This is a genomic window from Pseudomonas sp. HOU2 (genome assembly GCF_040729435.1).
GTDB lineage: Bacteria > Pseudomonadota > Gammaproteobacteria > Pseudomonadales > Pseudomonadaceae > Aquipseudomonas.
The window spans coordinates 2,893,114-2,914,796 of record NZ_CP160398.1 but is presented as its reverse complement, the minus strand read 5'-3'; the positions used below and the strand labels follow the sequence as shown (position 1 = coordinate 2,914,796).

The 21,683-nt window shown below is 62.2% G+C and carries 17 protein-coding genes; 9 read left to right on the top strand and 8 right to left on the bottom strand.

The features are described 5' to 3' along the window. Positions 1–53: 53 nt before the first annotated feature. Positions 54–503, bottom strand: a complete 450-nt coding sequence (gene cadR, locus ABV589_RS13160) for a Cd(II)/Pb(II)-responsive transcriptional regulator (RefSeq protein WP_007964189.1) — start codon at positions 501–503, stop codon at positions 54–56. An 84-nt stretch (positions 504–587) separates the two neighbouring features. Here cadR and ABV589_RS13155 point away from each other — a divergent pair, with 84 nt between their 5' ends. From ABV589_RS13155 to ABV589_RS13125, 7 genes are all read left to right on the top strand, one after another. Then, complete coding sequence (locus ABV589_RS13155) at positions 588–2,843, top strand: heavy metal translocating P-type ATPase (RefSeq protein WP_367086105.1); 2,256 nt, start codon at positions 588–590, stop codon at positions 2,841–2,843. A 16-nt stretch (positions 2,844–2,859) separates the two neighbouring features. After that, complete coding sequence (locus ABV589_RS13150; RefSeq protein WP_041072184.1) at positions 2,860–3,723, top strand: LysR family transcriptional regulator; 864 nt, start codon at positions 2,860–2,862, stop codon at positions 3,721–3,723. Between the two features lie 256 nt (positions 3,724–3,979). Then, positions 3,980–5,056, top strand: a complete 1,077-nt coding sequence (locus ABV589_RS13145; RefSeq protein ID WP_367086104.1) for a putative 2-aminoethylphosphonate ABC transporter ATP-binding protein — start codon at positions 3,980–3,982, stop codon at positions 5,054–5,056. Beyond that, on the top strand, positions 5,056–6,780 hold the full coding sequence (locus ABV589_RS13140) for a putative 2-aminoethylphosphonate ABC transporter permease subunit (RefSeq protein ID WP_367086103.1): 1,725 nt from the start codon (positions 5,056–5,058) through the stop codon (positions 6,778–6,780). The genes ABV589_RS13145 and ABV589_RS13140 overlap by 1 nt, the downstream gene beginning before the upstream one ends. 35 nt (positions 6,781–6,815) lie before the next feature. Further along, a complete protein-coding gene (locus ABV589_RS13135) occupies positions 6,816–7,841 on the top strand; it encodes a putative 2-aminoethylphosphonate ABC transporter substrate-binding protein (RefSeq protein ID WP_103484310.1) in 1,026 nt (341 codons plus the stop codon). A gap of 165 nt (positions 7,842–8,006) precedes the next feature. Further along, entirely contained in the window at positions 8,007–9,140 is a 1,134-nt protein-coding gene (locus tag ABV589_RS13130; protein ID WP_367086102.1) for a TIGR03364 family FAD-dependent oxidoreductase, read from the top strand. Continuing rightward, on the top strand, positions 9,137–9,694 hold the full coding sequence (locus ABV589_RS13125; protein WP_367086197.1) for a phosphonate degradation HD-domain oxygenase: 558 nt from the start codon (positions 9,137–9,139) through the stop codon (positions 9,692–9,694). The genes ABV589_RS13130 and ABV589_RS13125 overlap by 4 nt, the downstream gene beginning before the upstream one ends. A 128-nt stretch (positions 9,695–9,822) precedes the next feature. On the opposite strand, the gene ABV589_RS13120 is transcribed toward ABV589_RS13125, so the two are convergent. Further along, positions 9,823–11,199, bottom strand: coding sequence for a GTPase/DUF3482 domain-containing protein (locus ABV589_RS13120; RefSeq protein WP_367086101.1), 1,377 nt, complete (start codon positions 11,197–11,199; stop codon positions 9,823–9,825). Then, positions 11,192–12,565, bottom strand: coding sequence for a DUF2868 domain-containing protein (locus ABV589_RS13115; protein ID WP_367086100.1), 1,374 nt, complete (start codon positions 12,563–12,565; stop codon positions 11,192–11,194). Before ABV589_RS13115 ends, ABV589_RS13120 begins: the two co-directional genes overlap by 8 nt. 85 nt (positions 12,566–12,650) lie before the next feature. Here ABV589_RS13115 and ABV589_RS13110 point away from each other — a divergent pair, with 85 nt between their 5' ends. Beyond that, a complete protein-coding gene (locus ABV589_RS13110) occupies positions 12,651–13,163 on the top strand; it encodes a dihydrofolate reductase (protein WP_098966109.1) in 513 nt (170 codons plus the stop codon). Positions 13,164–13,277: 114 nt separating this feature from the next. On the opposite strand, the gene ABV589_RS13105 is transcribed toward ABV589_RS13110, so the two are convergent. Further along, positions 13,278–14,669 carry an L-cystine transporter gene (locus ABV589_RS13105; RefSeq protein WP_253150820.1) on the bottom strand — a complete coding sequence of 464 codons (1,392 nt, stop codon included), beginning with the start codon at positions 14,667–14,669 and terminating at the stop codon, positions 13,278–13,280. A gap of 241 nt (positions 14,670–14,910) precedes the next feature. On the opposite strand from ABV589_RS13105, the gene ABV589_RS13100 reads away from it, so the two are divergent. Beyond that, on the top strand, positions 14,911–15,966 hold the full coding sequence (locus ABV589_RS13100; protein WP_367086099.1) for a haloacid dehalogenase-like hydrolase: 1,056 nt from the start codon (positions 14,911–14,913) through the stop codon (positions 15,964–15,966). Positions 15,967–16,155: 189 nt separating this feature from the next. Here the strand turns inward: ABV589_RS13100 and ilvD are convergent, their stop codons facing one another. From ilvD to ABV589_RS13080, 4 genes are all read right to left on the bottom strand, one after another. Next, a complete protein-coding gene (gene ilvD / locus ABV589_RS13095) occupies positions 16,156–17,997 on the bottom strand; it encodes a dihydroxy-acid dehydratase (protein ID WP_367086098.1) in 1,842 nt (613 codons plus the stop codon). Positions 17,998–18,254: 257 nt separating this feature from the next. Beyond that, a complete protein-coding gene (locus ABV589_RS13090) occupies positions 18,255–19,487 on the bottom strand; it encodes an MFS transporter (protein WP_367086097.1) in 1,233 nt (410 codons plus the stop codon). Next, on the bottom strand, positions 19,480–20,457 hold the full coding sequence (locus ABV589_RS13085; protein WP_367086096.1) for a diiron oxygenase: 978 nt from the start codon (positions 20,455–20,457) through the stop codon (positions 19,480–19,482). The genes ABV589_RS13090 and ABV589_RS13085 overlap by 8 nt, the downstream gene beginning before the upstream one ends. Continuing rightward, entirely contained in the window at positions 20,454–21,527 is a 1,074-nt protein-coding gene (locus tag ABV589_RS13080) for a SagB family peptide dehydrogenase (RefSeq protein ID WP_367086095.1), read from the bottom strand. The genes ABV589_RS13085 and ABV589_RS13080 overlap by 4 nt, the downstream gene beginning before the upstream one ends. Positions 21,528–21,683: the final 156 nt, after the last annotated feature.

Genomic DNA, 21,683 nt, shown 5'->3' with positions numbered 1-21,683 from the left:
CTGTAAAACCGCTATCGCTGGCAAGCCAGCTCCCACAATATTTTGTGGTGTTGTCAGTGGCCGTGGCTGCGGCCTACGTGGGAGTGTTCGACCTCCGTCGCCACAACCCCGCCACTCACCTCCAGCCGCTGCAAAATCCCGCACTGATCCGCCCCCGGCCCTTCGCCGCAACGTTGGCGCAGGTCGAGCAGTTGTGTCTGCAACGCCAGCAACCCATCAATCCGCGCTTTCACATGCTGGATGTGTTCGTCGATCAGCGTATTCACGCTTGCACACTGATCCTGCGGGCTGTCACGCATGGCCAGCAGGCTGCGGATTTCTTCGAGGGTCATGTCGAGGGTGCGGCAGTTGCGGATGAAGGTCAGGCGTTCGGCGTGGGCCTGGGTGTAGACGCGATAGTTGCCGTCGCTGCGCGCCGGTTCCGGCAGGAGGTTTTCGCGCTCGTAGTAGCGGATGGTCTCCACGGCGCAGTCGGTGAGTTTCGCCAGTTCGCCGATCTTCATGACGGCCATCTCCAAATGGGTGCTTGACCCTATAGTGGCTACAGGGTCTTTACTTGGCAACAGGCACCTTCATGGACGCGACCAATGAGCGATTCCCAGCACAACCACAAATCCCACGCGGGACACGACCACAGCCCCAAATTGCAGCCTGTGCACAAGCACGACCACGGTGGCGATGCCTGCTGCGCGTCGAGAGCCCCCGCACCTGCGTTGGTGCAACTGAGCGAAAAGACCAGCGCCGACGCCCGGTTGAGCAGTTTCCGCATCGAAGCGATGGACTGCCCGACCGAGCAGACGCTGATCCAGAACAAGCTCGGCAAACTGGCCGGCGTGCAGCAACTGGAATTCAACCTGATCAACCGTGTGCTCGGTGTGACCCACAACCTGTCGGACACCGCGCCGATCACTGAGGCGATCACCTCGCTGGGCATGCACGCCGAACCGCTGGAGGCGGGCGTCGAATCCCCGGCCCCGGCGCCGGTGAAGAAACACTGGTGGCCACTGGCGCTGTCCGGCGTTGGTGCGCTGGCGGCTGAAGTGATCCACTTCACCAACGCCGCGCCGACCTCGGTGGTGGCGATCATTGCGCTGGTGTCGATCCTCAGCGGCGGCCTGACCACCTATAAAAAGGGCTGGATCGCCCTGAAGAACCGCAACCTCAACATCAACGCGCTGATGAGCATCGCGGTGACCGGTGCGGTGCTGATCGGGCAGTGGCCGGAAGCGGCGATGGTGATGTTCCTGTTCACCGTGGCCGAGTTGATCGAGGCGCGCTCGCTGGATCGTGCGCGCAACGCCATCAGCGGTCTGATGCAGATGACCCCGGAACAGGCCACGGTGCAGCAAGCCGATGGCAACTGGATCGAACAAGAGGTCAAAAGCGTCGAACTTGGCGCCCGCGTGCGGGTAAAGCCCGGCGAGCGCATCGCGCTGGACGGCGAAGTGGTCAGCGGCAACTCGAGCATCGACCAGGCGCCGATCACCGGTGAAAGTCTGCCGGTGGAGAAATCCATCGGCGACAAAGTCTTCGCCGGCACCATCAACCAGGCCGGTTCGCTGGAGTACACGGTGACTGCGGCGGCGAACAACTCGACCCTGGCGCGGATCATCCACGCCGTCGAGCAGGCGCAAGGTGCGCGGGCGCCGACGCAGCGCTTCGTCGATCAATTCTCGAAAATCTACACCCCGGTGGTGTTCGTGCTGGCGCTGGCCGTGGCGATCATTCCGCCGATGTTCATGGGCGCGGCGTGGTTCGACTGGATCTACCGTGCGCTGGTGTTGCTGGTGGTTGCCTGTCCGTGCGCGCTGGTGATCTCCACCCCGGTGACCATCGTCAGCGGCCTCGCGGCAGCGGCGCGCAAGGGCATTCTGGTCAAGGGCGGCGTGTACCTGGAGGGCGGTTTCAAGCTCGACTACCTGGCGCTGGACAAGACCGGCACCATCACCCACGGCAAACCGGTGCAGACCGATTACCTGTCGCTCGACCCGACTGCCGACGCCACGGCTCCGGCCATTGCTGCCGCGCTGGCCGGGCGTTCCGATCACCCAGTGTCGCTGGCGATCGCCAATGCGGCTGTGGATAAAAACCTCGCCGTGCTCAGTGTGGATAACTTTGAAGCGCTGGCGGGTCGCGGTGTGAAAGGCCAAATCAATGGCCAAACCTATCACTTGGGCAACCACCGTCTGGTCGAAGAGTTGGGCCTGTGCTCGCCGCAACTCGAAGAGAAGCTGTTTGCGCTAGAGAAACAGGGCAAGTCCGTGGTGTTGCTGCTCGACAGATCCGGCCCGCTGGCGCTGTTTGCCGTGGCCGACACGGTCAAGGAAAGCAGCCGCGAAGCGATCCGTCAGTTGCACGCCCTCGGGGTGAAAACCCTGATGCTCACCGGCGACAACGTGCACACCGCGCAAGCCATTGCGGCGCAGGTCGGCATCGACCAGGCCCAAGGCGACTTGCTGCCGACGGACAAGCTGCAAGCCATTGAAGCGCTTTATGCACAGGGTCACCGGGTCGGCATGGTCGGCGACGGCATCAACGACGCCCCGGCGCTGGCGCGGGCCGAAATCGGTTTCGCCATGGCGGCGGCCGGCACCGACACCGCGATTGAAACCGCCGATGTCGCCCTGATGGACGACGATCTGCGCAAGATCCCGGCGTTCATCAGCCTGTCGCGCGACACCGCGAGCATCCTGAAACAGAACATCGCCTTGGCCCTGGTGATCAAGGCTATCTTTCTTGCGGTAACCTTCGCCGGGCTCGCCACCATGTGGATGGCGGTGTTCGCCGACATGGGCGTGAGCCTGCTGGTGGTGTTCAACGGTTTGCGCCTGCTGCGCAAATAAACGATGAGGGATGGTTGTGCTGAGTGCCGAGCTGAAAGCGTTTTACATGGTCGCCCGCCTGGGCAGCATCACGCTGGCGGCGAAAAAGCTCGGCCTCAGCCAACCCACCGTGACCACGCAGATCCGCAATCTGGAAAGCCAGTACTCGGTGGAGCTGTTCTACCGTGGCGGTCGGCGCCTGAGTGTCAGCGATGAAGGCGCGCGACTGCTGCCGATGGTCAAGGCGCTGTTGCAGCAGGAGGCCGACATCGAGTTCTTCCTGCGCAACAGCGGTCAGGTGCAGGGCACGTTGCGTATCGCTGCGACCGCGCCGTATTACATCCTCGATCTGGTGAAGACCTTCCGCGAGCGTCTGCCGCAAGTGGAAGTGTCGGTGGAAATCGGCAACTCGCAGCAGGTGCTCGAAGCGCTGGAGGATTACCGGGTGGATGTCGCGGCCTCGTCGCAGTTGCTTGAGGATGCGCGCTTGATTCGCCGGGTATTGGGTAGCGATCCACTGGTGCTGGCGGTGCATCGCAACCATCCGCTGGCGGCACAGGAGCATGTGGCGTTGAGTGCGCTGGCCGGGCATACGTTGTTGATGCGCGAATCCGGCTCGACCACCCGCCGGTTGACCGAGGAGTTGCTGGAAAGCGCCGGGGTCAGTTTCGGCCCGTTGCTGGAGATCGGCAGCCGCGAATCGATCCGCGAGGCGGTGCTGCGCAATATCGGCATCAGCATCATTGCCCGCCAGGAAGTGCCGCATGATCCGCAACTGCGGGTGCTGACCATCGAGAATGCGCCGCAGATTCCCGAGTACCTGTATTGCCTCAAGGAGCGCAAGGGGGCGCGGTTGCCGGCGGCCTTCCTCGGCTTGGCTCAGGAAATGTCCCCGGCCTGATTTCTTCACTGCTCGAACTGGCCCCATCGCTGGCAAGCCAGCTCCCACAGGTATTTCAGGTGTTCACAAAATCTGCATTCACTGAAGATCCTTGTGGGAGCTGGCTTGCCAGCGATGAGGCCAGACCAGGCAACACATGACTTGAGGCCTGAACCAAAATCCCCGAATACCACTATCGGCCGTTTTTGCCTCACTGCCACATGACGGACGCATTACAACTCTAGGATTGGCCCCATCTGCTTGATGAGGTCTGTCCATGAATCCTGCCATCGCAACTGCCCTGACCAACCCCGGTGCGCCGATGAAAGTGCGCGGCGTACAGAAGCGCTTCGGCGCGTTCACCGCGCTGGATAACGTCTCCCTCGATGTCGCCGCCGGCGAGCTGGTGTGCCTGCTCGGCCCGTCGGGTTGCGGCAAGACCACGCTGCTGCGCTGCATCGCCGGGCTGGAGAAGCAGGACAGCGGCGAGTTGTACCTCGGTGATCGCGATGTCTCGCACCTTGCACCGCAGGCCCGGGACTACGGCATCCTGTTCCAGTCCTACGCGCTGTTCCCCAATCTGACGGTCGAAGCGAACATTGCCTACGGCCTCGCCGGCAGTGGTCGCGACGAAGTGCGCCGTCGCGTCGGGCAGATGCTGGAACTGGTCGGCCTCAGCGGCAGTGAGAAAAAGTACCCGGGCCAACTGTCCGGTGGCCAGCAACAGCGAGTCGCGCTGGCTCGCGCCCTGGCCCCGGCGCCGTCGCTGCTGTTGCTCGATGAACCGATGTCGGCCCTCGACGCCCGAGTGCGCGAGCATCTGTGCACCGAGCTGCGCCAACTGCAGCGCAACCTCGGCATCACCACCCTGATGGTCACGCACAATCAGGACGAAGCCATGCTGATGGCCGACCGTATCGCCGTGATGAACAACGGCCGCGTCGAGCAGTACGCCACCCCGCAGGAAATCTACAACCGCCCGGCCACGCCGTTCGTGGCCGAGTTCGTCGGGCAGGGCAACTGGCTGCCGTTCCAACGCAGCAGCGCCAGTCACGCCCGGGTTGGCGGGATGGATGTGCGTCTGGCCGATGGGAGCGTGAGCGGCGCTTCGGGCCGGTTGTTCTGCCGCCCGGAAGCGATCAACGTCAATCCGCTGGTGCACGAAGAAAACCTGTTCCCGGCCAGGGTGCGCGAGATCACTTTCCTTGGTAACCGCTGCCGCATGAGCTTTGAACTCGACCAGTTGCCGGGCCATTCGCTGCTCGCCGAACTGGCGCCGGAAGCCATGCCGCGCCTCGGCGCCCAGCAGATCATGGTCGCCTTGCCACCGCGCAGCCTGCAGGTGTTTGCCTGATGAGCGCGAACATCGCACTGCCGCTACCGCACAAGCAGGCGCGGCAGGTGTCCGGCGCCGAGGTCGGTGACCGGATTTTTGTCCTCGGCGGCAAACTCCTGCTGCTGTTGCTGCTCGGTGTCGCGGTGCTGCTGCCGTTGCTGGCGATCTTTTGGCGCGGTTTCAGCAGCGAGGCCGGGCAGGGCGGTGGCTGGCTCGCCGCCAAGGAGCTGGTGAGCAGCGACAATTTCCACTGGCTGCTCGGCAACAGCCTGAAAGTTTCCCTCAGCGTCGCGGCCATCGTCGTACCGCTGGCCTACCTGTTTGCCTACGCCCTGCAACGCACCCTGATTCCGGCCAAGGGCATCTGGCGCGGGATTTCCCTGCTGCCATTGATGGCGCCGTCGATGCTGCCGGGGATTGCGCTGGTTTATCTGTTCGGCAACCAGGGCATGTTGCGCGGGCTGCTCTCGGACAACATCTACGGGTTCTGGGGGATTGTGCTGGGCGAAGTGATCTACACCTTCCCGCATGCACTGATGATTTTGCTTTCGGCGCTGTCGCTGGCGGATGCGCGGCTGTTCGATGCGGCGTCGAGCATGGGTGCCAGTCCGGCCAAGGCGTTCCGCAGCATCACCTGGCCGGCGACCCGGCAAGCGGTATTCGCTGCGTTCTGTCTGGTGTTCACCCTGACCATCACCGATTTCGGTGTGCCGGTGGTGGTCGGCGGCGACTATCAAGTGCTGGCGCTGGAAGCCTACAAAGCCGTGGTCGGCCAGCAACAATTCGGACGCGGGGCGCTGATCGGCATGGTGCTGTTGCTGCCGGCGCTGTTCAGCTTTGGCGTCGATGCCTGGCTGCGTCGTCGTCACGGCGACTCCATGAGCGGCCGCGCTCAAGTGTTCAAACCAGCGCCGTCGAAATTGCGCGATGCCTGCTATCTGGCGATTGTTTTGCTGATCAGCGCGGCGTTGCTGCTGGTGTTCGGCATGGCGGTGTTTTCGTCGCTGGTGAAGTTCTGGCCGTACAACCTGTCGCTGTCGCTCAATCACTACCAGTTCAACGAGACTGCCGGCGGTGGCTGGCTGGCCTACGGCAACAGCTTGAAGATGGCGCTGGGCACGGCATTGATCGGCAGCGTGCTGATCTTCACCGGCGCTTACCTGATGGAGAAAACCCGCAGCCAACGCGGCCTCAACCTGACGTTGCGCATGCTCAGTTTCATCCCGATGGCAGTGCCGGGGCTGGTGCTCGGTCTGGGGTACGTCTTCTTCTTCAACCTCAGTGGCAACCCGCTGCACGTGCTGTACGGCACGATGACCCTGCTGATCGTCTGCACCATTGCGCACTACCTGACCACCGCACAAATGACCGCCACCACCGCGCTGCGTCAGCTCGACGCCGAGTTCGAAGCCGCCGCGCTGTCGCTCAAGGCGCCGCTGTACCGCCATTACCTGCGGGTCACCGTACCGATCTGTTTGCCGGCGCTGCTGGATATCGTGCGCTACCTGTTCGTCTCGGCGATGACCACGGTGTCGGCGGCGATCTTCCTCTACAGCCCCGACACCATCCTCGCAGCGGTCGCGGTGCTGAACATGGATGACGCCGGCAACGTCGGTGGTGCGGCGGCGATGTCGACCCTGATTCTGTTCACCTCGGCGGGCGTGTCCTTGCTGCTGGCGTGGGCTTCGCGCGGCTTGCTGCGCCGTTCCCAGGCCTGGCGGCAAACCGCGCCCGGTCACTGATTTTCCCAACCTCAACTCAAGACAGGAAAACGATCATGTTCAAGCCTATGGCCCTGGCCGCTGCTGTGCTCGCTACTTTCAGCCTGAATGCCTTCGCGGCAAAAACCGAGTTGACGGTGTACACCGCCCTCGAAGCCGAGCAACTGACCGCCTACAAGGCTGCGTTCGAAAAGGCCAACCCGGACGTCGAGATCAAGTGGGTGCGCGATTCCACCGGGATCATCACTGCCAAACTGCTGGCCGAGAAGGCCCGTCCGCAGGCTGACGCGGTGTGGGGCCTGGCCGCGTCGAGCCTGGCGATCCTCGACCAGCAGGGCATGCTGCAAAGCTATGCACCGAAGGATCTGGGCAAGATCGGCGCGAACTACCGCGACGCCGCCAACCCGCCAGCCTGGGTCGGCATGGACGTGTGGGCCGCGACCATCTGCTTCAACACCGTCGAAGCCGAGAAGCAGGGCTTGAGCAAACCGGTGAGCTGGCAGGATCTGACCAAGCCTGAGTACAAGGGCAAGATCGTCATGCCGAACCCGGCTTCGTCCGGCACCGGTTTCCTCGACGTCAGCGCCTGGCTGCAAACCTTTGGCGAGAAGCAGGGTTGGGCCTACATGGACGGTCTGCACCAGAACATCGGCCAGTACGTTCATTCCGGTTCCAAGCCATGCAAACTTGCGGCGGCGGGTGAATTCCCGATCGGCATTTCCTTTGAGTATCCAGCCGTACAGCTGAAGCGCCAGGGCGCGCCGCTGGACATCATTCTGCCGAAGGAAGGCCTGGGCTGGGAAATCGAAGCCACAGCGGTGATCAAAGGCACGCCGCATGAAGAGGCAGCGAAGAAACTCGCGGACTTCTCCGCCAGCGCCGAGGCGATGGACCTGTACAAGGAGAACTTCGCGGTTCTTGCCCAGCCGGGCATCGCCAAGCCGCAGACCGAACTGCCGGCCGACTACGAGCAGCGCCTGATCAAGAACGACTTCGCCTGGGCCTCGAAGAACCGCGACGAGATCCTCACCGAGTGGCGCAAGCGGTATGACGGCAAGTCCGAGAAAGTCGTTGCGAAATAACCGACTCACACAGCCTGTGGCGAGGGAGCTTGCTCCCGCTGGAGCGCGAAGCGGTCCCAAATTCTGCAAACGAGTAGTGTCAGGCACTGCGCACCTGCCGAATTTACGACTGCTGCGCAGCCGAGCGGGAGCAAGCTCCCTCGCCACACAAGCGGGATTGCTTTTATGACCCAACACAAAGACCTGCTGATCGTCGGCGCCGGCATCCTCGGCCTGTCCCACGCTTACGCCGCCGCCAGACGCGGCCTCAAGGTCAGCGTTTTCGAACGCACCGCCACGCCCCTCGGCGCCTCGGTGCGCAACTTCGGTCAGGCGCTGGTCACCGGCCAGCCGCCGGGCCAGATGCTTGAACTCGCCAAGGCCAGCCGCGACATCTGGGGCTACTGGGCGCAACTCGCTGGTCTCAAGATCAAGCGCAACGGCTCGTACCTGTTCGCTCGCACGGAAGCCGAAGAGCAACTGCTCGAAGCGTTCTGCGCCGGTCGCGCCGTGGAACACGGCTATAACGTCGACTTGCTGCGCGGCGCCGCACTGCGTGATCTGTACCACGGCCAGTTCAGCCACCACCGCGCCGCATTGCACGGCCTCGACGATCAACAGCTGTACTCGCGCGAAGCAATCCCCGCGTTGATCGACTATCTGCGCCGCGACCTCGGTGTCGAGTTTCACTTCAGTACGCTGGTGCGCGACGTCGAACCGGGGCACCTGCACAGCACTGCCGGCAGTTACACGGCGAAGCAGATCATCGTCTGCTCCGGCCACGATTATCAGACCCTGCTGGCCGAGCCGATTGCCGCGCTCGACCCGCAGATCTGCCGCCTGCAAATGCTCCGCGCCAAACCGCAGATCGAGCTCAACCTGCAACACGCCTTGCTCACCGGTCTGAGCTGCGTGCACTACGGCGCCTTCGCCGATCTGCCGCAAGCGGCGGCGGTGCAGGCGCAGATCCTGCGCGAGCAACCGCACTTGCACGACAACGGCATTCACCTGCTGATCAGCCCGACGCCGTATGGCGAGCTGATCATCGGCGACTCGCATCATTACGGCAGCGATCCGTCGCCGTTCAACGCCGAGCAGATCGACAACTGGATGCTCGAACTGGCCGAACAGACGCTGGGCTGCAAGGTGCAAGTGGTCGAGCGCTGGCAGGGCGTCTATGGTGCACGGGGGCCGGGGCCGTTTTCGTTGCTGCGCCCGGCCCCGGGGCTGAGTGTGGCGCTGATGCACACCGGCGTCGGCATGAGCGTCGGCCCGGCACTGGCCGAACGCAATGTCGCGCAGCTGCTGGAGGAAATCTGATGGATCACCAACAAGTCGTCGCTCGGGTATTCGGGTTGTACGAGCGCTTCGGCACCAGCGATTACATCGGCGAGCCTGTGTCGCAGATCGAACACATGTCCCAGGCTGCGGAACTGGCGATTGCCGAAGGCTTTGATGATGAAGTGGTGCTGGCGGCATTCTTTCATGACATCGGCCATTTGTGTGCCGAGGGGGCCGAGAACATGGGCGGTTATGGCGTGGTCAGCCATGAACGACTGGGTGCGGACTATTTGCGTGAGGCCGGATTCAGCGAACGCATGGCACGGCTGGTGGAGTATCACGTACAGGCCAAGCGGTATCTGACGCTGCGTGAGCCGGGGTATTTCGAACGCCTGAGTGAAGCGAGTCGCCGGACGCTGGAATATCAGGGCGGGGTGATGACGGAGGCCGAGGCGGATGTGTTTGAGCGCGATCCGTTGTGTGCCGTGAGTTTGCGCATGCGGCAGTGGGATGAGTTGGCCAAGGAAATGGCGGTGCCGGTGATGGATCTGGGAGTATTGAAGGAGAAGGCGGTGCGCCTTTTGTCTTCTTAGGTCTTGGAATCGAGTGGCTGCCATCGCTGGCAAGCCAGCTCCCACAGGTATCTCGGTTGATCACAAAAATAGTTTTCACCGAGAGCTCTGTGGGAGCTGGCTTGCCAGCGATAGCGTCAGTCCGGGCGCTACAGATCTGCAGCCAGAGACTCAATCTGCTCCTGCCGCTCCGCCTGATTCAACTTCGCTTGCGGATTGAGCGAAGACCACTGCGGATGCGCCCGCGCCTTGCTCAGCGCATCCGGCAACTTGCCCTCGCGCCAGGTCTTGTCCTGCGGGGTGGCGACCTGAATCGCGTCCATGGCTGCATGCCCGCGCTGATCGAGCGCCAGCAGCAACTGCCGCTGACGCAGCGCCAATAACCGCAACACCCCGTCATCCACGGTCAATTCGCGCTGGCCCTTGATCTTGCCGAGCAGGCGGCTGCCATAACTGCGCGCAGTCTGTAGCGCGCCGCCGGCAATCGCACCGGCCAATGCCGCCGCACCGAGGGTAATCCCGCCCACCAGCAAATCCACGCCAGCCCCGGCTGCAGCGCCTGCTGCAATTCCGCCGCCAACACGCACGCCGAGTTGCTTCAGGGTTTCCGGGTTGAACAGGTCATCGCCCCAACGCCCATCCAGCAGCGGCAAGTCACTGGCCGCCGCGTCCTGCGGGCGAAACGCGTAGAGCTTGAGCAATGCCTCGACGCATTTCTGTTCGCGCTGGCGCACGGCTTTGCGCAGGTCGCTGATGGCTTGCTGTTCCTGCTCGGCCTCGCTGACCACACTGCGCCGGCACGCCGCGCAATCGATCAGCAGTTCAGCGATCAGGCGCGCCGCACTTTGCTGGCGGGCAAGACGCTGGGCCTGTTGATCGGCGATCAGACGTTCCAGTTGCGGACGGGCGTTTTCCAAGAGCAGCGCGAGGCTTTCGTACAGGCGCCGCTCGCCATCTTCCGGCGGCGCCACGCTGTCGAAGCGCACCAGCGCATGCAGGCCAAGCCGCGCCAACGCTTCGCGCCAATCCGGCTCGCGATGATTGGCGCTGCTGACGAAGTTCAGCACCGGCAGCAGTGGTTTGCCGCAACTGGCGAGCACTTCCAGTTCGTCGCGATATTTGGCCAGCACCGGTTCGCGGGCGTCGATCACATACAGGCCGGCGTCAGAGGCGAGCAGTTGCCGCAGCACTTTGGCTTCCTGTTCGAAACGCTGGCGCGCCTCGCTGCCGTCGAGAAACCGTGCCAGTCGCGCCGGGCCGTCGAGGCGTTCGCCGGGCCGCTCCAGACGCTCGAGGAAATCCAGCAGGGCAATGGCGTCTTCCAGCCCTGGCGTGTCGTAGAGATCGAGCAGCGGCTCACCGTCCACCGACAACCGCGCCCCTTCGACATGCCGGGTGGTGCTCGGGCGGTGTGAGACTTCGCCGAAGCCGACGTCGCGGGTCAGGGTGCGCAGCAGCGAAGTCTTGCCGACGTTGGTGTGGCCGACCACCGCGAGTTTCAGCGGCGCTTTGTGGGCATCAGTCATGACCGTTCTCCAGCCAGTTCATCGGCGCGCAATCGGCGAACGGCAGCTCCAGTTGTTGCAGCGCCACATGCCAGTCGCCGAGGCGGGCGCTGTCCAGCGCTTCACCGGGCGGTGCTTGCAACAGCCAGACCCGGGTGGCGCCGGCGTTGCGCGCCAGTTCGGCGATCAACGCGAGGCTGCCGCGATCCGGCGAGCGTCGTGGATCGCAGGCGATCAGCAGACGCGCCGGGGGGAAGCGACTGAGTTGTTCCAGGAGTTTGTTGCGCGATTCGCGGCTGTCGAGGATTCCGGCGTTGCTCACGGTTTTCGGCAGGGCCGGCGGCCACGAGCGTTGATCGTCGAGTTCGATGCCGACCAGCAGGGCGCCGTCGCTGGCGTGTTCGCTGACGCTGCTTTCGACCCGATGCAACTGCTGCGGTGCGGCGTCGTTGATGCCCAAGCGTTCGCTGGTGGGCATCAGGCGTTCGCGCAACTGGGCATAACCGGGCAGGTTCAGGTCCAGGGTCAGCGCGGCTTTGCCGCGATTCCAGCGCCAGAAACACAACGCGGCCAGCAGCAGGCGCGGCAGCACGCCGTAGACCACCAGCACGCCGACCAGCCAGGTCGCCCAGGCCTGTCGCGCGCTTTCGATGTCCAGCGCGGCGGCGCCGCTGGCGCGGATCATCTCTACGGTCGGCACGTTGAAGCCGAGCAGCGCCGGCAGCGCGCCGAGGGCTTGGGTCAGGTTGATAAAGGTGTCGGCGCTGAGGATTGTGGTTTCCCAGACGAAGCCGTAGCGCCGGGTCGCCATCAGCGTCAGCAATAGCACCAGTGCGCTGAGCATCGCCAGCAACCACAGGCCATTGACCAGTGTACCGAGGACCCAGTGATTGAGTTTCCTGCGTTGCAACATCAGCAGCAGGGCCGGCGCCAGTTGCGCAGCTTTCGCGTCACGGGCGAGTTTTTCACTGAGCCACAGCCACAATCGGCCGAGGGTGGCGCCGTGTTCGCCGGCAAAGACCAGCCCCAGCGCCCAGCTCAGCAGCAGAATCAGGTTCAATCCGAGCAGGCTGCCCAAGGCCCAGAATACATTGACCGGTGTCTGGCTCAGCGCGGCGAAGGCCAGACCGGCACCGCTCAGCAGCGCGAAAATCACCAACAGCACCAGCGCCAGACGCGCGCCTTGCAGCCAGTGCTTGAGTGCTGCGCTCAGCCCGTCACGCTCGGCCAGCCACACGGCGCGGCGCTGAATACGGCCCGGCAGATCGCCGCCGGCCGCGCGGGCCAGTCGATTGGCTTCCAGATCCTCCAGGGGACCTGCGTGTTCTTCGCGCAGGCGGATGGTTTCAGTCAGCCAGAGGTTTTGCAGTGGAGTCAGTTCAGTCACGCGCCATTCCGTTGCTCGATTGAGCAGTGAGCATAACCGCTGTGGCGCTTATCGGGTCAAGCGAGGCTCTGGTATCCTCGCCGGCATGACTAAATCACTCCCCCTCAGCCTGATCGCAGCCCTCGGTGAAAACCGCGTGATCGGCGTCGATAACAGCATGCCCTGGCACCTGCCGGGGGACTTCAAATACTTCAAGGCCACGACCCTTGGCAAGCCGATCATCATGGGCCGCAAGACCTGGGATTCCCTCGGCCGTCCGCTGCCGGGCCGCTTGAACATCGTGGTCAGCCGTCAGCCGGATCTGCTGCTGGAAGGCGCGGAGGTTTATCCGTCGCTGGAAGCCGCGGTGGTGCGCGCCGAAGAGTGGGCGAAAGCGCAGGGCGTCGATGAGTTGATGCTGATTGGCGGCGCGCAGTTGTATGCGCAAGGGCTGGCGCAGGCCGATCGTCTGTATCTGACCCGTGTGGCGCTTAGCCCGGAAGGCGATGCGTGGTTTCCGGAGTTCGATCTGAACCAGTGGAAGCTGGTGTCGAACGTGCCGAATCCGGCTGAGGGCGACAAGCCTGCGTACAACTTTGAAGTCTGGGAAAAGGCTTGATTAACCTGTGGCGAGGGAGCTTGCTCCCGCTGGCCTGCGCAGCAGGCCCAAGATGTTGGGGTCGCTTCGCAACCCAGCGGGAGCAAGCTCCCTCACCACAAGTGTGTGTTGCTGTCAGGCCTGAGCAAGCTCCGCATGCTCATCCGCATCCAGCAGTTCTTTGTCCGTCTGCTGCATCACCTGACTGGTAATCGCACCGGCGGTGATCGAACCACTCACGTTCAACGCCGTACGACCCATGTCGATCAGCGGCTCAACCGAAATCAGCAACGCCACCAGTGACACCGGCAAACCCATCGCCGGCAGCACGATCAGTGCGGCAAACGTCGCGCCACCACCGACCCCGGCCACACCGGCCGAACTCAGCGTCACAATCGCCACCAGCGTCGCGATCCACAGCGGGTCCAGCGGGTTGATGCCGACCGTTGGCGCAACCATCACCGCCAACATTGCCGGGTACAGGCCGGCGCAACCGTTCTGGCCGATGGTCGCACCGAACGAGGCGGCGAAACTGGCGATCGACTGCGGAATCCCCAGACGACGGGTCTGCGCTTCGATGCTCAGCGGAATGCTCGCCGCGCTGGAGCGGCTGGTGAACGCAAACGTCAGCACCGGCCAGATCTTGCGGAAGAAACGCAGCGGGTTGATCCCGGCGGCCGACACCAGCAGGCCATGCACGACAAACATCAGGCCCAGACCGAGGTACGAAACCACGACGAAACTGCCGAGCTTGATGATGTCCTGCAGGTTGGAACCGGCCACCACTTTGGTCATCAGCGCCAGCACGCCGTACGGGGTCAGCTTCATCACCAGACGCACCAGACGCATCACCCAGGCTTGCAGGGTGTCGATGGCGTTGATCACTTTCTGACCTTTTTCGACGTCATCCTTGAGCAGTTGCAGCGCAGCAACCCCCAGGAACGCAGCGAAGATCACCACGCTGATGATCGAGGTCGGCTTGGCCCGGGCCAGATCGGCGAACGGGTTCTGCGGAATGAACGACAGCAGCAGCTGCGGCACATTCAGGTCGGCGACCTTGCCGGCGTAGTCGGTCTGAATGGTTTGCAGACGGGCCATTTCCTGCGTGCCGGCGACCAGGCCTTCGGCGGTGAGGCCGAACAGGTTGGTCAGGCCGATACCGATCAGCGCCGCGATCGCGGTAGTGAACAGCAGGGTGCCGATGGTCAGGAAGCTGATCTTGCCCAGCGACGAGGCGTTGTGCAGGCGCGCCACCGCGCTGAGGATCGAGGCGAACACCAGCGGGATCACGATCATTTGCAGCAGCTGCACGTAGCCGTTGCCGACCAGATCGAACCAGCCGATCGAGGCTTTCAGTACCGGGTTGCCGGCACCGTAAACAGTGTGCAGGGCGACGCCGAACGCTACGCCGAGCACCAGCGCGAGCAGGACTTTTTTCGCCAGGCTCCACGTCGTGTGGCGGGTTTGCGCCAGACCGAAGAGCAGGGCGAGGAACACCAGCAGATTGAGGATCAGCGGCAGATTCATGAAGACTCCGATAAGACTTGTGCCAGTCGCCTTCTTGGGCAACTGCGAACCGGCAAGCCTAACAGTTTGATTTCCAATGAATTAATACCGAAATCGCAGGTTGTCCGTCGTTTTTGGAATAAGCGCTTGTCGCTCTCGGCAATGCAACTGGCGTTGAGGAGACGTAAGCGGTCGCTGACAGACGAGGACTGTCACACTTATTTGTTAGCGTCGATGTCTTTCAGTCAGGGAGAAAACGCCGATGAAGTTCGCACCGAAAATGCTCGCTGTGGTTCTTGGATTGGGCTTGGCCGCTCACGCATTCGCCACCGACCTGAAGCACTGGCCGGCGGATCAGGCCAAGGCACTCGACGCGATGATCGCCGCCAATGCCAACAAGGGTAACTACGCGGTGTTCGACATGGACAACACCAGTTACCGCTACGACCTCGAAGAGTCGTTGTTGCCGTTCATGGAAAACAAGGGCCTGATCACCCGCGACAAACTCGATCCCTCGCTGAAACTGATGCCGTTCAAGGACACCGCCGAGCATAAGGAAAGCCTGTTCAGTTACTACTATCGCCTGTGCGAAGTCGATGACATGGTCTGCTACCCGTGGGTAGCGCAGGTGTTCTCCGGCTTCACTCTCAAGGAACTCAAGGGCTACGTCGATGAGCTGATGGCGTCTGGCAAACCGGTGCCGGCGACCTACTACGAAGGCGATGTAGTGAAAAACATCGACGTGCAGCCGCCGAAAGTCTTCACCGGCCAGGCCGAGCTGTACAACAAGCTGATGGAGAACGGCATTGAGGTCTATGTGATGACCGCCGCCTCGGAGGAACTGGTGCGTATGGTCGCGGCTGATCCGAAGTACGGCTACAACGTCAAACCGCAGAACGTGATCGGCGTGACCACGTTGCTGAAGAACCGCGAAACCGGCGAGCTGACGACCGCGCGCAAGCAGATCACCGCCGGCAAGTATGACGAGAAGGCCAACCTCGGCCTCGAACTGACCCCGTACCTGTGGACCCCGGCAACCTGGATGGCCGGCAAACACGCGGCGATCCTGACCTACATCGACGAGTGGAAAAAACCGGTACTGATTGGCGGCGATACCCCGAGCAGCGACGGCTACATGCTGTTCCACGATGTGGATGTAGCCAAGGGCGGCATTCACCTGTGGGTCAACCGCAAGGACAAATACATGACCCAGCTCAACGGCATGATGGCCAAGCACGCGGCGGCGCAGGCCAAGGAAGGGTTGCCGGTGACGGCGGACAAAAACTGGGTGATCGTTAAACCCGAGGAAATTCAGTAAGACCGGGTCGCTCCCATCGCTGGCAAGCCAGCTCCCACAGGGTCCAAGGTCAAACACAAATGGTGAGAGCACCATAAATCCCTGTGGGAGCTGGCTTGCCAGCGATGGGGCCCTCATGTTCACCCATTGATTCGATCAGGCAAAAAAATGCCCCGCACTGGCGGGGCATTTTTATTCGGCGGCTAAAACTTACAGCCCGTCGAGCATCGCCTTGTTGCGCACCGCACCCTTGTCGGCGCTGGTCGCCAGCAGGGCGTAGGCCTTCAGCGCGGTGGTCACTTTGCGTGGACGTTGTTCGACCGGTTTCCAGCCTTTCTTGTCCTGCTCGACCCGGCGCGCAGCCAGTTCTTCATCGCTGACCAACAGGTTGATCGAGCGGTTCGGGATGTCGATCAGCACTTTGTCGCCGTCCTGCACCAGACCGATCGCGCCGCCGGCCGCAGCCTCTGGCGAAGCGTGGCCGATCGACAGACCGGAGGTACCGCCGGAGAAACGCCCGTCGGTGAGCAACGCACAGGCTTTGCCCAGGCCTTTGGATTTCAGGTACGACGTCGGGTAGAGCATTTCCTGCATGCCCGGGCCGCCTTTCGGGCCTTCGTAGCGAATGATGACGATGTCGCCTTCCTTCACTTCGTCGGCGAGGATGCCGCGCACGGCGCTGTCCTGGCTTTCGAAGATCTTCGCGTTGCCTTCGAAGACATGGATCGACTCGTCGACGCCGGCGGTTTTCACCACGCAACCGTCGAGAGCGATGTTGCCGTACAGCACGGCCAGGCCGCCTTCTTTCGAATAGGCGTGTTCGAAGCTGCGGATGCAGCCGTTTTCACGGTCGTCGTCGAGGGTTTCCCAACGGGTCGATTGACTGAAAGCGGTCTGGGTCGGGATGCCCGCCGGGCCGGCCTTGAAGAAGTGATGCACGGCTTCGTCGGTGGTCTGGGTAATGTCCCACTTGGCGATGGCTTCTTCCATGCTGCGGCTGTGCACGGTCGGCAGGTCGATGTGCAGCAGGCCGCCACGGGCCAGGGAACCGAGGATGCTGAAGATGCCGCCAGCGCGGTGCACGTCTTCCATGTGGTACTTCTGGATGTTCGGCGCGACCTTGCACAGTTGCGGCACGCTGCGCGAGAGACGGTCGATGTCGCGCAGGTCGAAATCGATCTCGGCTTCCTGGGCGGCAGCCAGCAAGTGCAGGATGGTGTTGGTCGAACCGCCCATGGCGATGTCGAGCATCATCGCGTTCTCGAACGCCTTGAAGTTGGCGATGTTGCGCGGCAGTACCGATTCATCGTTCTCGCCGTAGTAACGCTTGCACAGCTCGACGATGGTGCGGCCGGCCTGCAGGAACAGCTGCTCGCGGTCGCTGTGGGTGGCCAAGGTCGAACCGTTGCCCGGCAGTGCGAGACCGAGGGCTTCGGTCAGGCAGTTCATCGAGTTGGCGGTGAACATGCCGGAGCAGGAGCCGCAGGTCGGGCAGGCGCTACGTTCGTATTCAGCGACTTTCTCGTCAGAAGCGCTGGAGTCGGCGGCGATCACCATGGCGTCGACGAGGTCGAGGCCGTGGGAAGCGAGTTTGGTCTTGCCGGCTTCCATCGGGCCGCCGGAGACGAAGATCACCGGAATGTTCAGGCGCAGGGCGGCCATCAGCATGCCCGGGGTGATCTTGTCGCAGTTGGAGATGCAGACGATGGCGTCGGCGCAGTGAGCGTTGACCATGTATTCGACGGAGTCGGCGATGATCTCGCGGCTCGGCAGCGAATACAGCATGCCGTCGTGACCCATGGCGATGCCGTCATCCACGGCGATGGTGTTGAATTCTTTCGCGACGCCACCGGCACGTTCGATTTCCCGGGCAACCAGTTGACCGAGGTCCTTGAGGTGCACGTGGCCCGGCACGAACTGGGTGAAGGAGTTGGCAATGGCGATGATCGGCTTCTTGAAGTCGTCATCTTTCATCCCGGTGGCACGCCACAGTGCGCGGGCGCCGGCCATGTTGCGGCCGTGGGTGGATGTTTTCGAGCGGTAATCTGGCATGGAGCACTCCGGGCGGCTAATCAGGTATCAAAAGGGAGTGAGCTTCTATTGACGTCTGGAACACTCAGAAATGGCCGTGTGTCCTGGATGTTGCCGATGACTTTGCGGGATCGCCGCTTGCCTCAGCCTGAGCTCATAAACCCGCCGGGGGATGAATGGCGATGAATCAGCCGATTCTACACCGCTGGCGTCTGGAGGGAATGGCGCAAAGCATTGTTCCAGTGCCGACGGTGCGTGTGGCATGACGACCGGCAGGCTCAATCGCTGCCAGAGGGCGTGACGGCGCCGTTCTCAATGATGCTGGCGCGATGGCTGATCCGCTTGTTCAACGCCAGCGCGATGCCGCTGAGCAGGACAAAACAGTAGCCGAGGGTGGCTTGCAGGTTGCTTGGGCTCAGGCTGATCAAGGCACTGATCAAGCCACCACAAATGAAAATGATCGTACTGCCTGCCGAAGCCGAGGTGCCGGCATTCTCGGGAAACAGGCTCATGGCCCGCGACGTGGCTGCGGGGCGTGCGATGGTGGTGCCGGCGGTGCAGATCAACATCGGAATCAGCACCGTGGCCGCCGAGAGCGCAAGGTGCCTGGCCATGAACAGCATCACCAGCCCCGCCAGCAGGATCAGGCTCAGCCCGACCACCATTTGCTGTCCGGGCGAGATTCGCCGGCTCAACAGCGTGGCGACGATCCCGCCAGTGACATAGGCCGCACCGTAGATCAGCAGGATCAGCGAGAAGTCGTAGGCTGAGAGCTGCAATTGATCCATGAAGATCAGCGGCGAAATGACGATGAAAGAGAAGTGGCAGGCGAATGCGAAAGCCGAAATCAACCAGTAGCCGACGAACTCGAAATCCCCCAGCACCCGTCGATAGGCGCGGAGAAAGTTGAGCGGTGTAGCTTTGACGGCGGGCCGACCACCGTCCAGAAACAGCCAGGCCTTGAGCAACACCACCACTGCCAGAGCGATGAACAGCCAGAAACTGCCACGCCAGCCCAGGGTCGCCTGCAGAAAGGTGCCGGCCAGCGGTGAGATCGAGATAAAGATCCCCGATGCCGTGACCATCAGGATCCGCAGACGATCACGCTCGGCGCCCTCGAACAGATCCTGCACCAGAGCCTGTGACAGGACGAAACAGCCACAACCGATGGCCTGCACGATGCGAAAGGTCATGAACAGCATGTAGTCACTGGTCATTACACAACCGATGGCGCCGAGGATCGAGACAGCCATGCCGGCGAGCAACAAGCCCTTGCGCCCGATAACGTCGGACAACGGCCCGATCAACAGTTGGGCAAAGGCAATCCCCACCGCGAACAGGCTGATCGACAGGGCGATGTCGGTCGGAGTGCTGGCGAAGTGTTCAGCCAGCGCCGGGAACGACGGCAGCAGGACGTCCAGCGGAAACACCCCCAGCAGCACCATGGCCAAAAGCAGGCTGACCGCCCCGCGTCGTTGTCGGGTCGTTACCACTGTTCTTCCTTCAAGCATCGATCAGTCCTGCCTTGGCGAAAAGTTTGCGGTTGTTGGGTAGCGCGAAGAATCCGGCTTTTTCGAGTGCAGCAAGCGTAGCCGTTGCTCCGGATCTGGCACGCTCACGGCTGGCCTGTTCGTTGGTCAGGCTTTCGAGGATTTCCCTGATTGCGCCTTCGCCAATGCCGGCACGGCGCAGGCTTTGGTGCAGCCATTGCTCGTCGACTTCGAAGAAGGTCGCCAGGGTCTCCAGCAAGGTTCTGGCCGCGAAGGCGCGCTGGCGGCTGTTCAGGGTCAACCAGAGGTAGTGGAAGACCTCGGAAAAAAACCGGCTGTGGCGCGCTTCATCAGCGAGATGGTCGCGCAACATGTCATTCACGCTGCTGACCAGCGTTTCCCGACACACATCCAGCAGTTCCCGGGCAATGATGGTTTCTGAAACGAAACCGAGCAGAAACCATGCCAGCGGGCGTTTGCTTTCCGGCGTTCGGGCGATCTGACCGGTCAGGCGGGTAATGCGCAGCGGTATCTGCGGACGACCGGTGAAACCATGCAGTTCGGCGATCTGTTCGGCCAGACGATGGGAGAACAGCGCGTGATAACCCTCGTCGGTATAGAGCTGCAGCGCGGCGGTTTTCATCCGTGAAGGAATGTATGCGGGTAACTCGCCGTGGACGATGGTTTCCACGGCGCGGTTGACGATGCGGTGCTCGAGCAGCGTGGTGTAGTCGAGAAAGTGCACCAGGTGACTGGCTGCGAGCCGATGCATGACCCTGCTGCCTGCGGCTTCGATGGCCGGGTGGGACAGGTACGGCAGGAATGCCGGCGGAAACCAGAAGCGCGTTTGCAGTTGCAACGGCAGGTCTGCGGGTAACTGGTAGGCGTGCCGGCTGTTGCGCACCGAAGCGTGGTTGTCCCAATCGCCGAGGGTGAATCGAAGCGCCGAGGACTCTGGCGCTTCGGGCTGATCCGCGGTTGGCGCACTCATGGACGCGTCTCCTGCAACAGGTCGCGCATTTCCTGACACATCGCCTGACCGTCACTGGCACCGCAGCCGACAAAGAACAATGGTTGTTCAGCGCTGCCTTCGAGTTTGAGCAGGGCTTCGACCTGACGATCGGCAAACGCCCCTGTCAGCCACGTTCCCAGGCCCAGCGCCGTGGCCACCAGTTGAAAGGTCTGCGACAAGTGACCGGCCTCGACGAACGCCATGCGATAGGCGCGCGAGTGTTCATACTTCCACCAGAGCTTGTCGAAACGAGCGGTGATGAACAGACCCAGCGGCAGATTGTTGATGAAGTGCTGACCCGCCAGCAAATGGCCGAGCGCGGGTTCGGGCAATGGATTGACCCGGCTGAGCGCATGTTCTGCCGGGTGATAGGCGTAAATGCCCGGTTCCAGGCCCTCGATATTGCGTGCCAGAAGAAATCCTTCACAGGCATTCAACCCGCCACCTGAAGGACTGCTGCGACGGGCGCCGAGTCCTTCGGCGATGCTCTCGTCGCGGTCATTGTCGCGATGGCGAAGAAAGCCCAGCGAGAGATACAGCAGCGTGCCGACGTCATTGAGGGTGATCGCTGCGCCAGTGAATGAGCGGCAGGTTTTTCTCAGGCGCAGGACATTGCCCAGGCTGGCGACGGTCAGGGCCGCAGAGGCGGGCAGGGTGATCAGAGGTTTGTCTTGCTGGATCGGGCGATCTTGCGCAGGTGCCGGTGTGGTCAGCACAGCGCTGCAATGGTTCAGGTATTGCCTGGACCACTCTTGAATATTCTGGGGTATCTGTTCGCAGGGAATGTTCTGGGTGCCGATATGATAAATCTTCGACAATTCATCCCAGCCCCATGGCGGACTGTCTATTTTTGCAACGGTTAATATGCCCGCGTTCAGAAGTTGTGAGTCTATTATGTTGCGTCTGTCGAACTGTTCCGGGTTATTGATAAGTTGTGCAAGTCGACAAGAATAAGTCAGGTCAAGTTCATGTTGGGTATGATCTTTATAGTTCCAGACGATTTGTCCGGGTGTGCGCGGCAATATGAATAAATAAGGATTGATGTGCATGTTGTATTGATCACTCTGGAAAAGGGTCGAAAGAACGCTGGGGTGCCGGCACTCCCCAGCGTTCTGGCTCACTTAGCGGGCTTTAGGCGCAACCAGGAAGGCCAGGTTTGCGATTTGGTTGGTTTCCAGAGTAATTGCTTTCATAAGTATGAACTC

Coding starts and splice junctions, on each gene's coding strand:
- ABV589_RS13110 (WP_098966109.1), top strand. CDS start 12,651: ATGACTAAATCACTCCCCCTCAGCCTGATCGCAGCCCTCGGTGAAAAC.
- ABV589_RS13120 (WP_367086101.1), bottom strand. CDS start 11,199: ATGACTGATGCCCACAAAGCGCCGCTGAAACTCGCGGTGGTCGGCCAC.
- ABV589_RS13085 (WP_367086096.1), bottom strand. CDS start 20,457: ATGAGTGCGCCAACCGCGGATCAGCCCGAAGCGCCAGAGTCCTCGGCG.
- cadR (WP_007964189.1), bottom strand. CDS start 503: ATGAAGATCGGCGAACTGGCGAAACTCACCGACTGCGCCGTGGAGACC.
- ABV589_RS13130 (WP_367086102.1), top strand. CDS start 8,007: ATGACCCAACACAAAGACCTGCTGATCGTCGGCGCCGGCATCCTCGGC.
- ABV589_RS13145 (WP_367086104.1), top strand. CDS start 3,980: ATGAATCCTGCCATCGCAACTGCCCTGACCAACCCCGGTGCGCCGATG.
- ABV589_RS13105 (WP_253150820.1), bottom strand. CDS start 14,669: ATGAATCTGCCGCTGATCCTCAATCTGCTGGTGTTCCTCGCCCTGCTC.
- ABV589_RS13090 (WP_367086097.1), bottom strand. CDS start 19,487: ATGCTTGAAGGAAGAACAGTGGTAACGACCCGACAACGACGCGGGGCG.
- ABV589_RS13155 (WP_367086105.1), top strand. CDS start 588: ATGAGCGATTCCCAGCACAACCACAAATCCCACGCGGGACACGACCAC.
- ABV589_RS13080 (WP_367086095.1), bottom strand. CDS start 21,527: ATGCACATCAATCCTTATTTATTCATATTGCCGCGCACACCCGGACAA.
- ABV589_RS13100 (WP_367086099.1), top strand. CDS start 14,911: ATGAAGTTCGCACCGAAAATGCTCGCTGTGGTTCTTGGATTGGGCTTG.
- ABV589_RS13140 (WP_367086103.1), top strand. CDS start 5,056: ATGAGCGCGAACATCGCACTGCCGCTACCGCACAAGCAGGCGCGGCAG.
- ilvD (WP_367086098.1), bottom strand. CDS start 17,997: ATGCCAGATTACCGCTCGAAAACATCCACCCACGGCCGCAACATGGCC.
- ABV589_RS13135 (WP_103484310.1), top strand. CDS start 6,816: ATGTTCAAGCCTATGGCCCTGGCCGCTGCTGTGCTCGCTACTTTCAGC.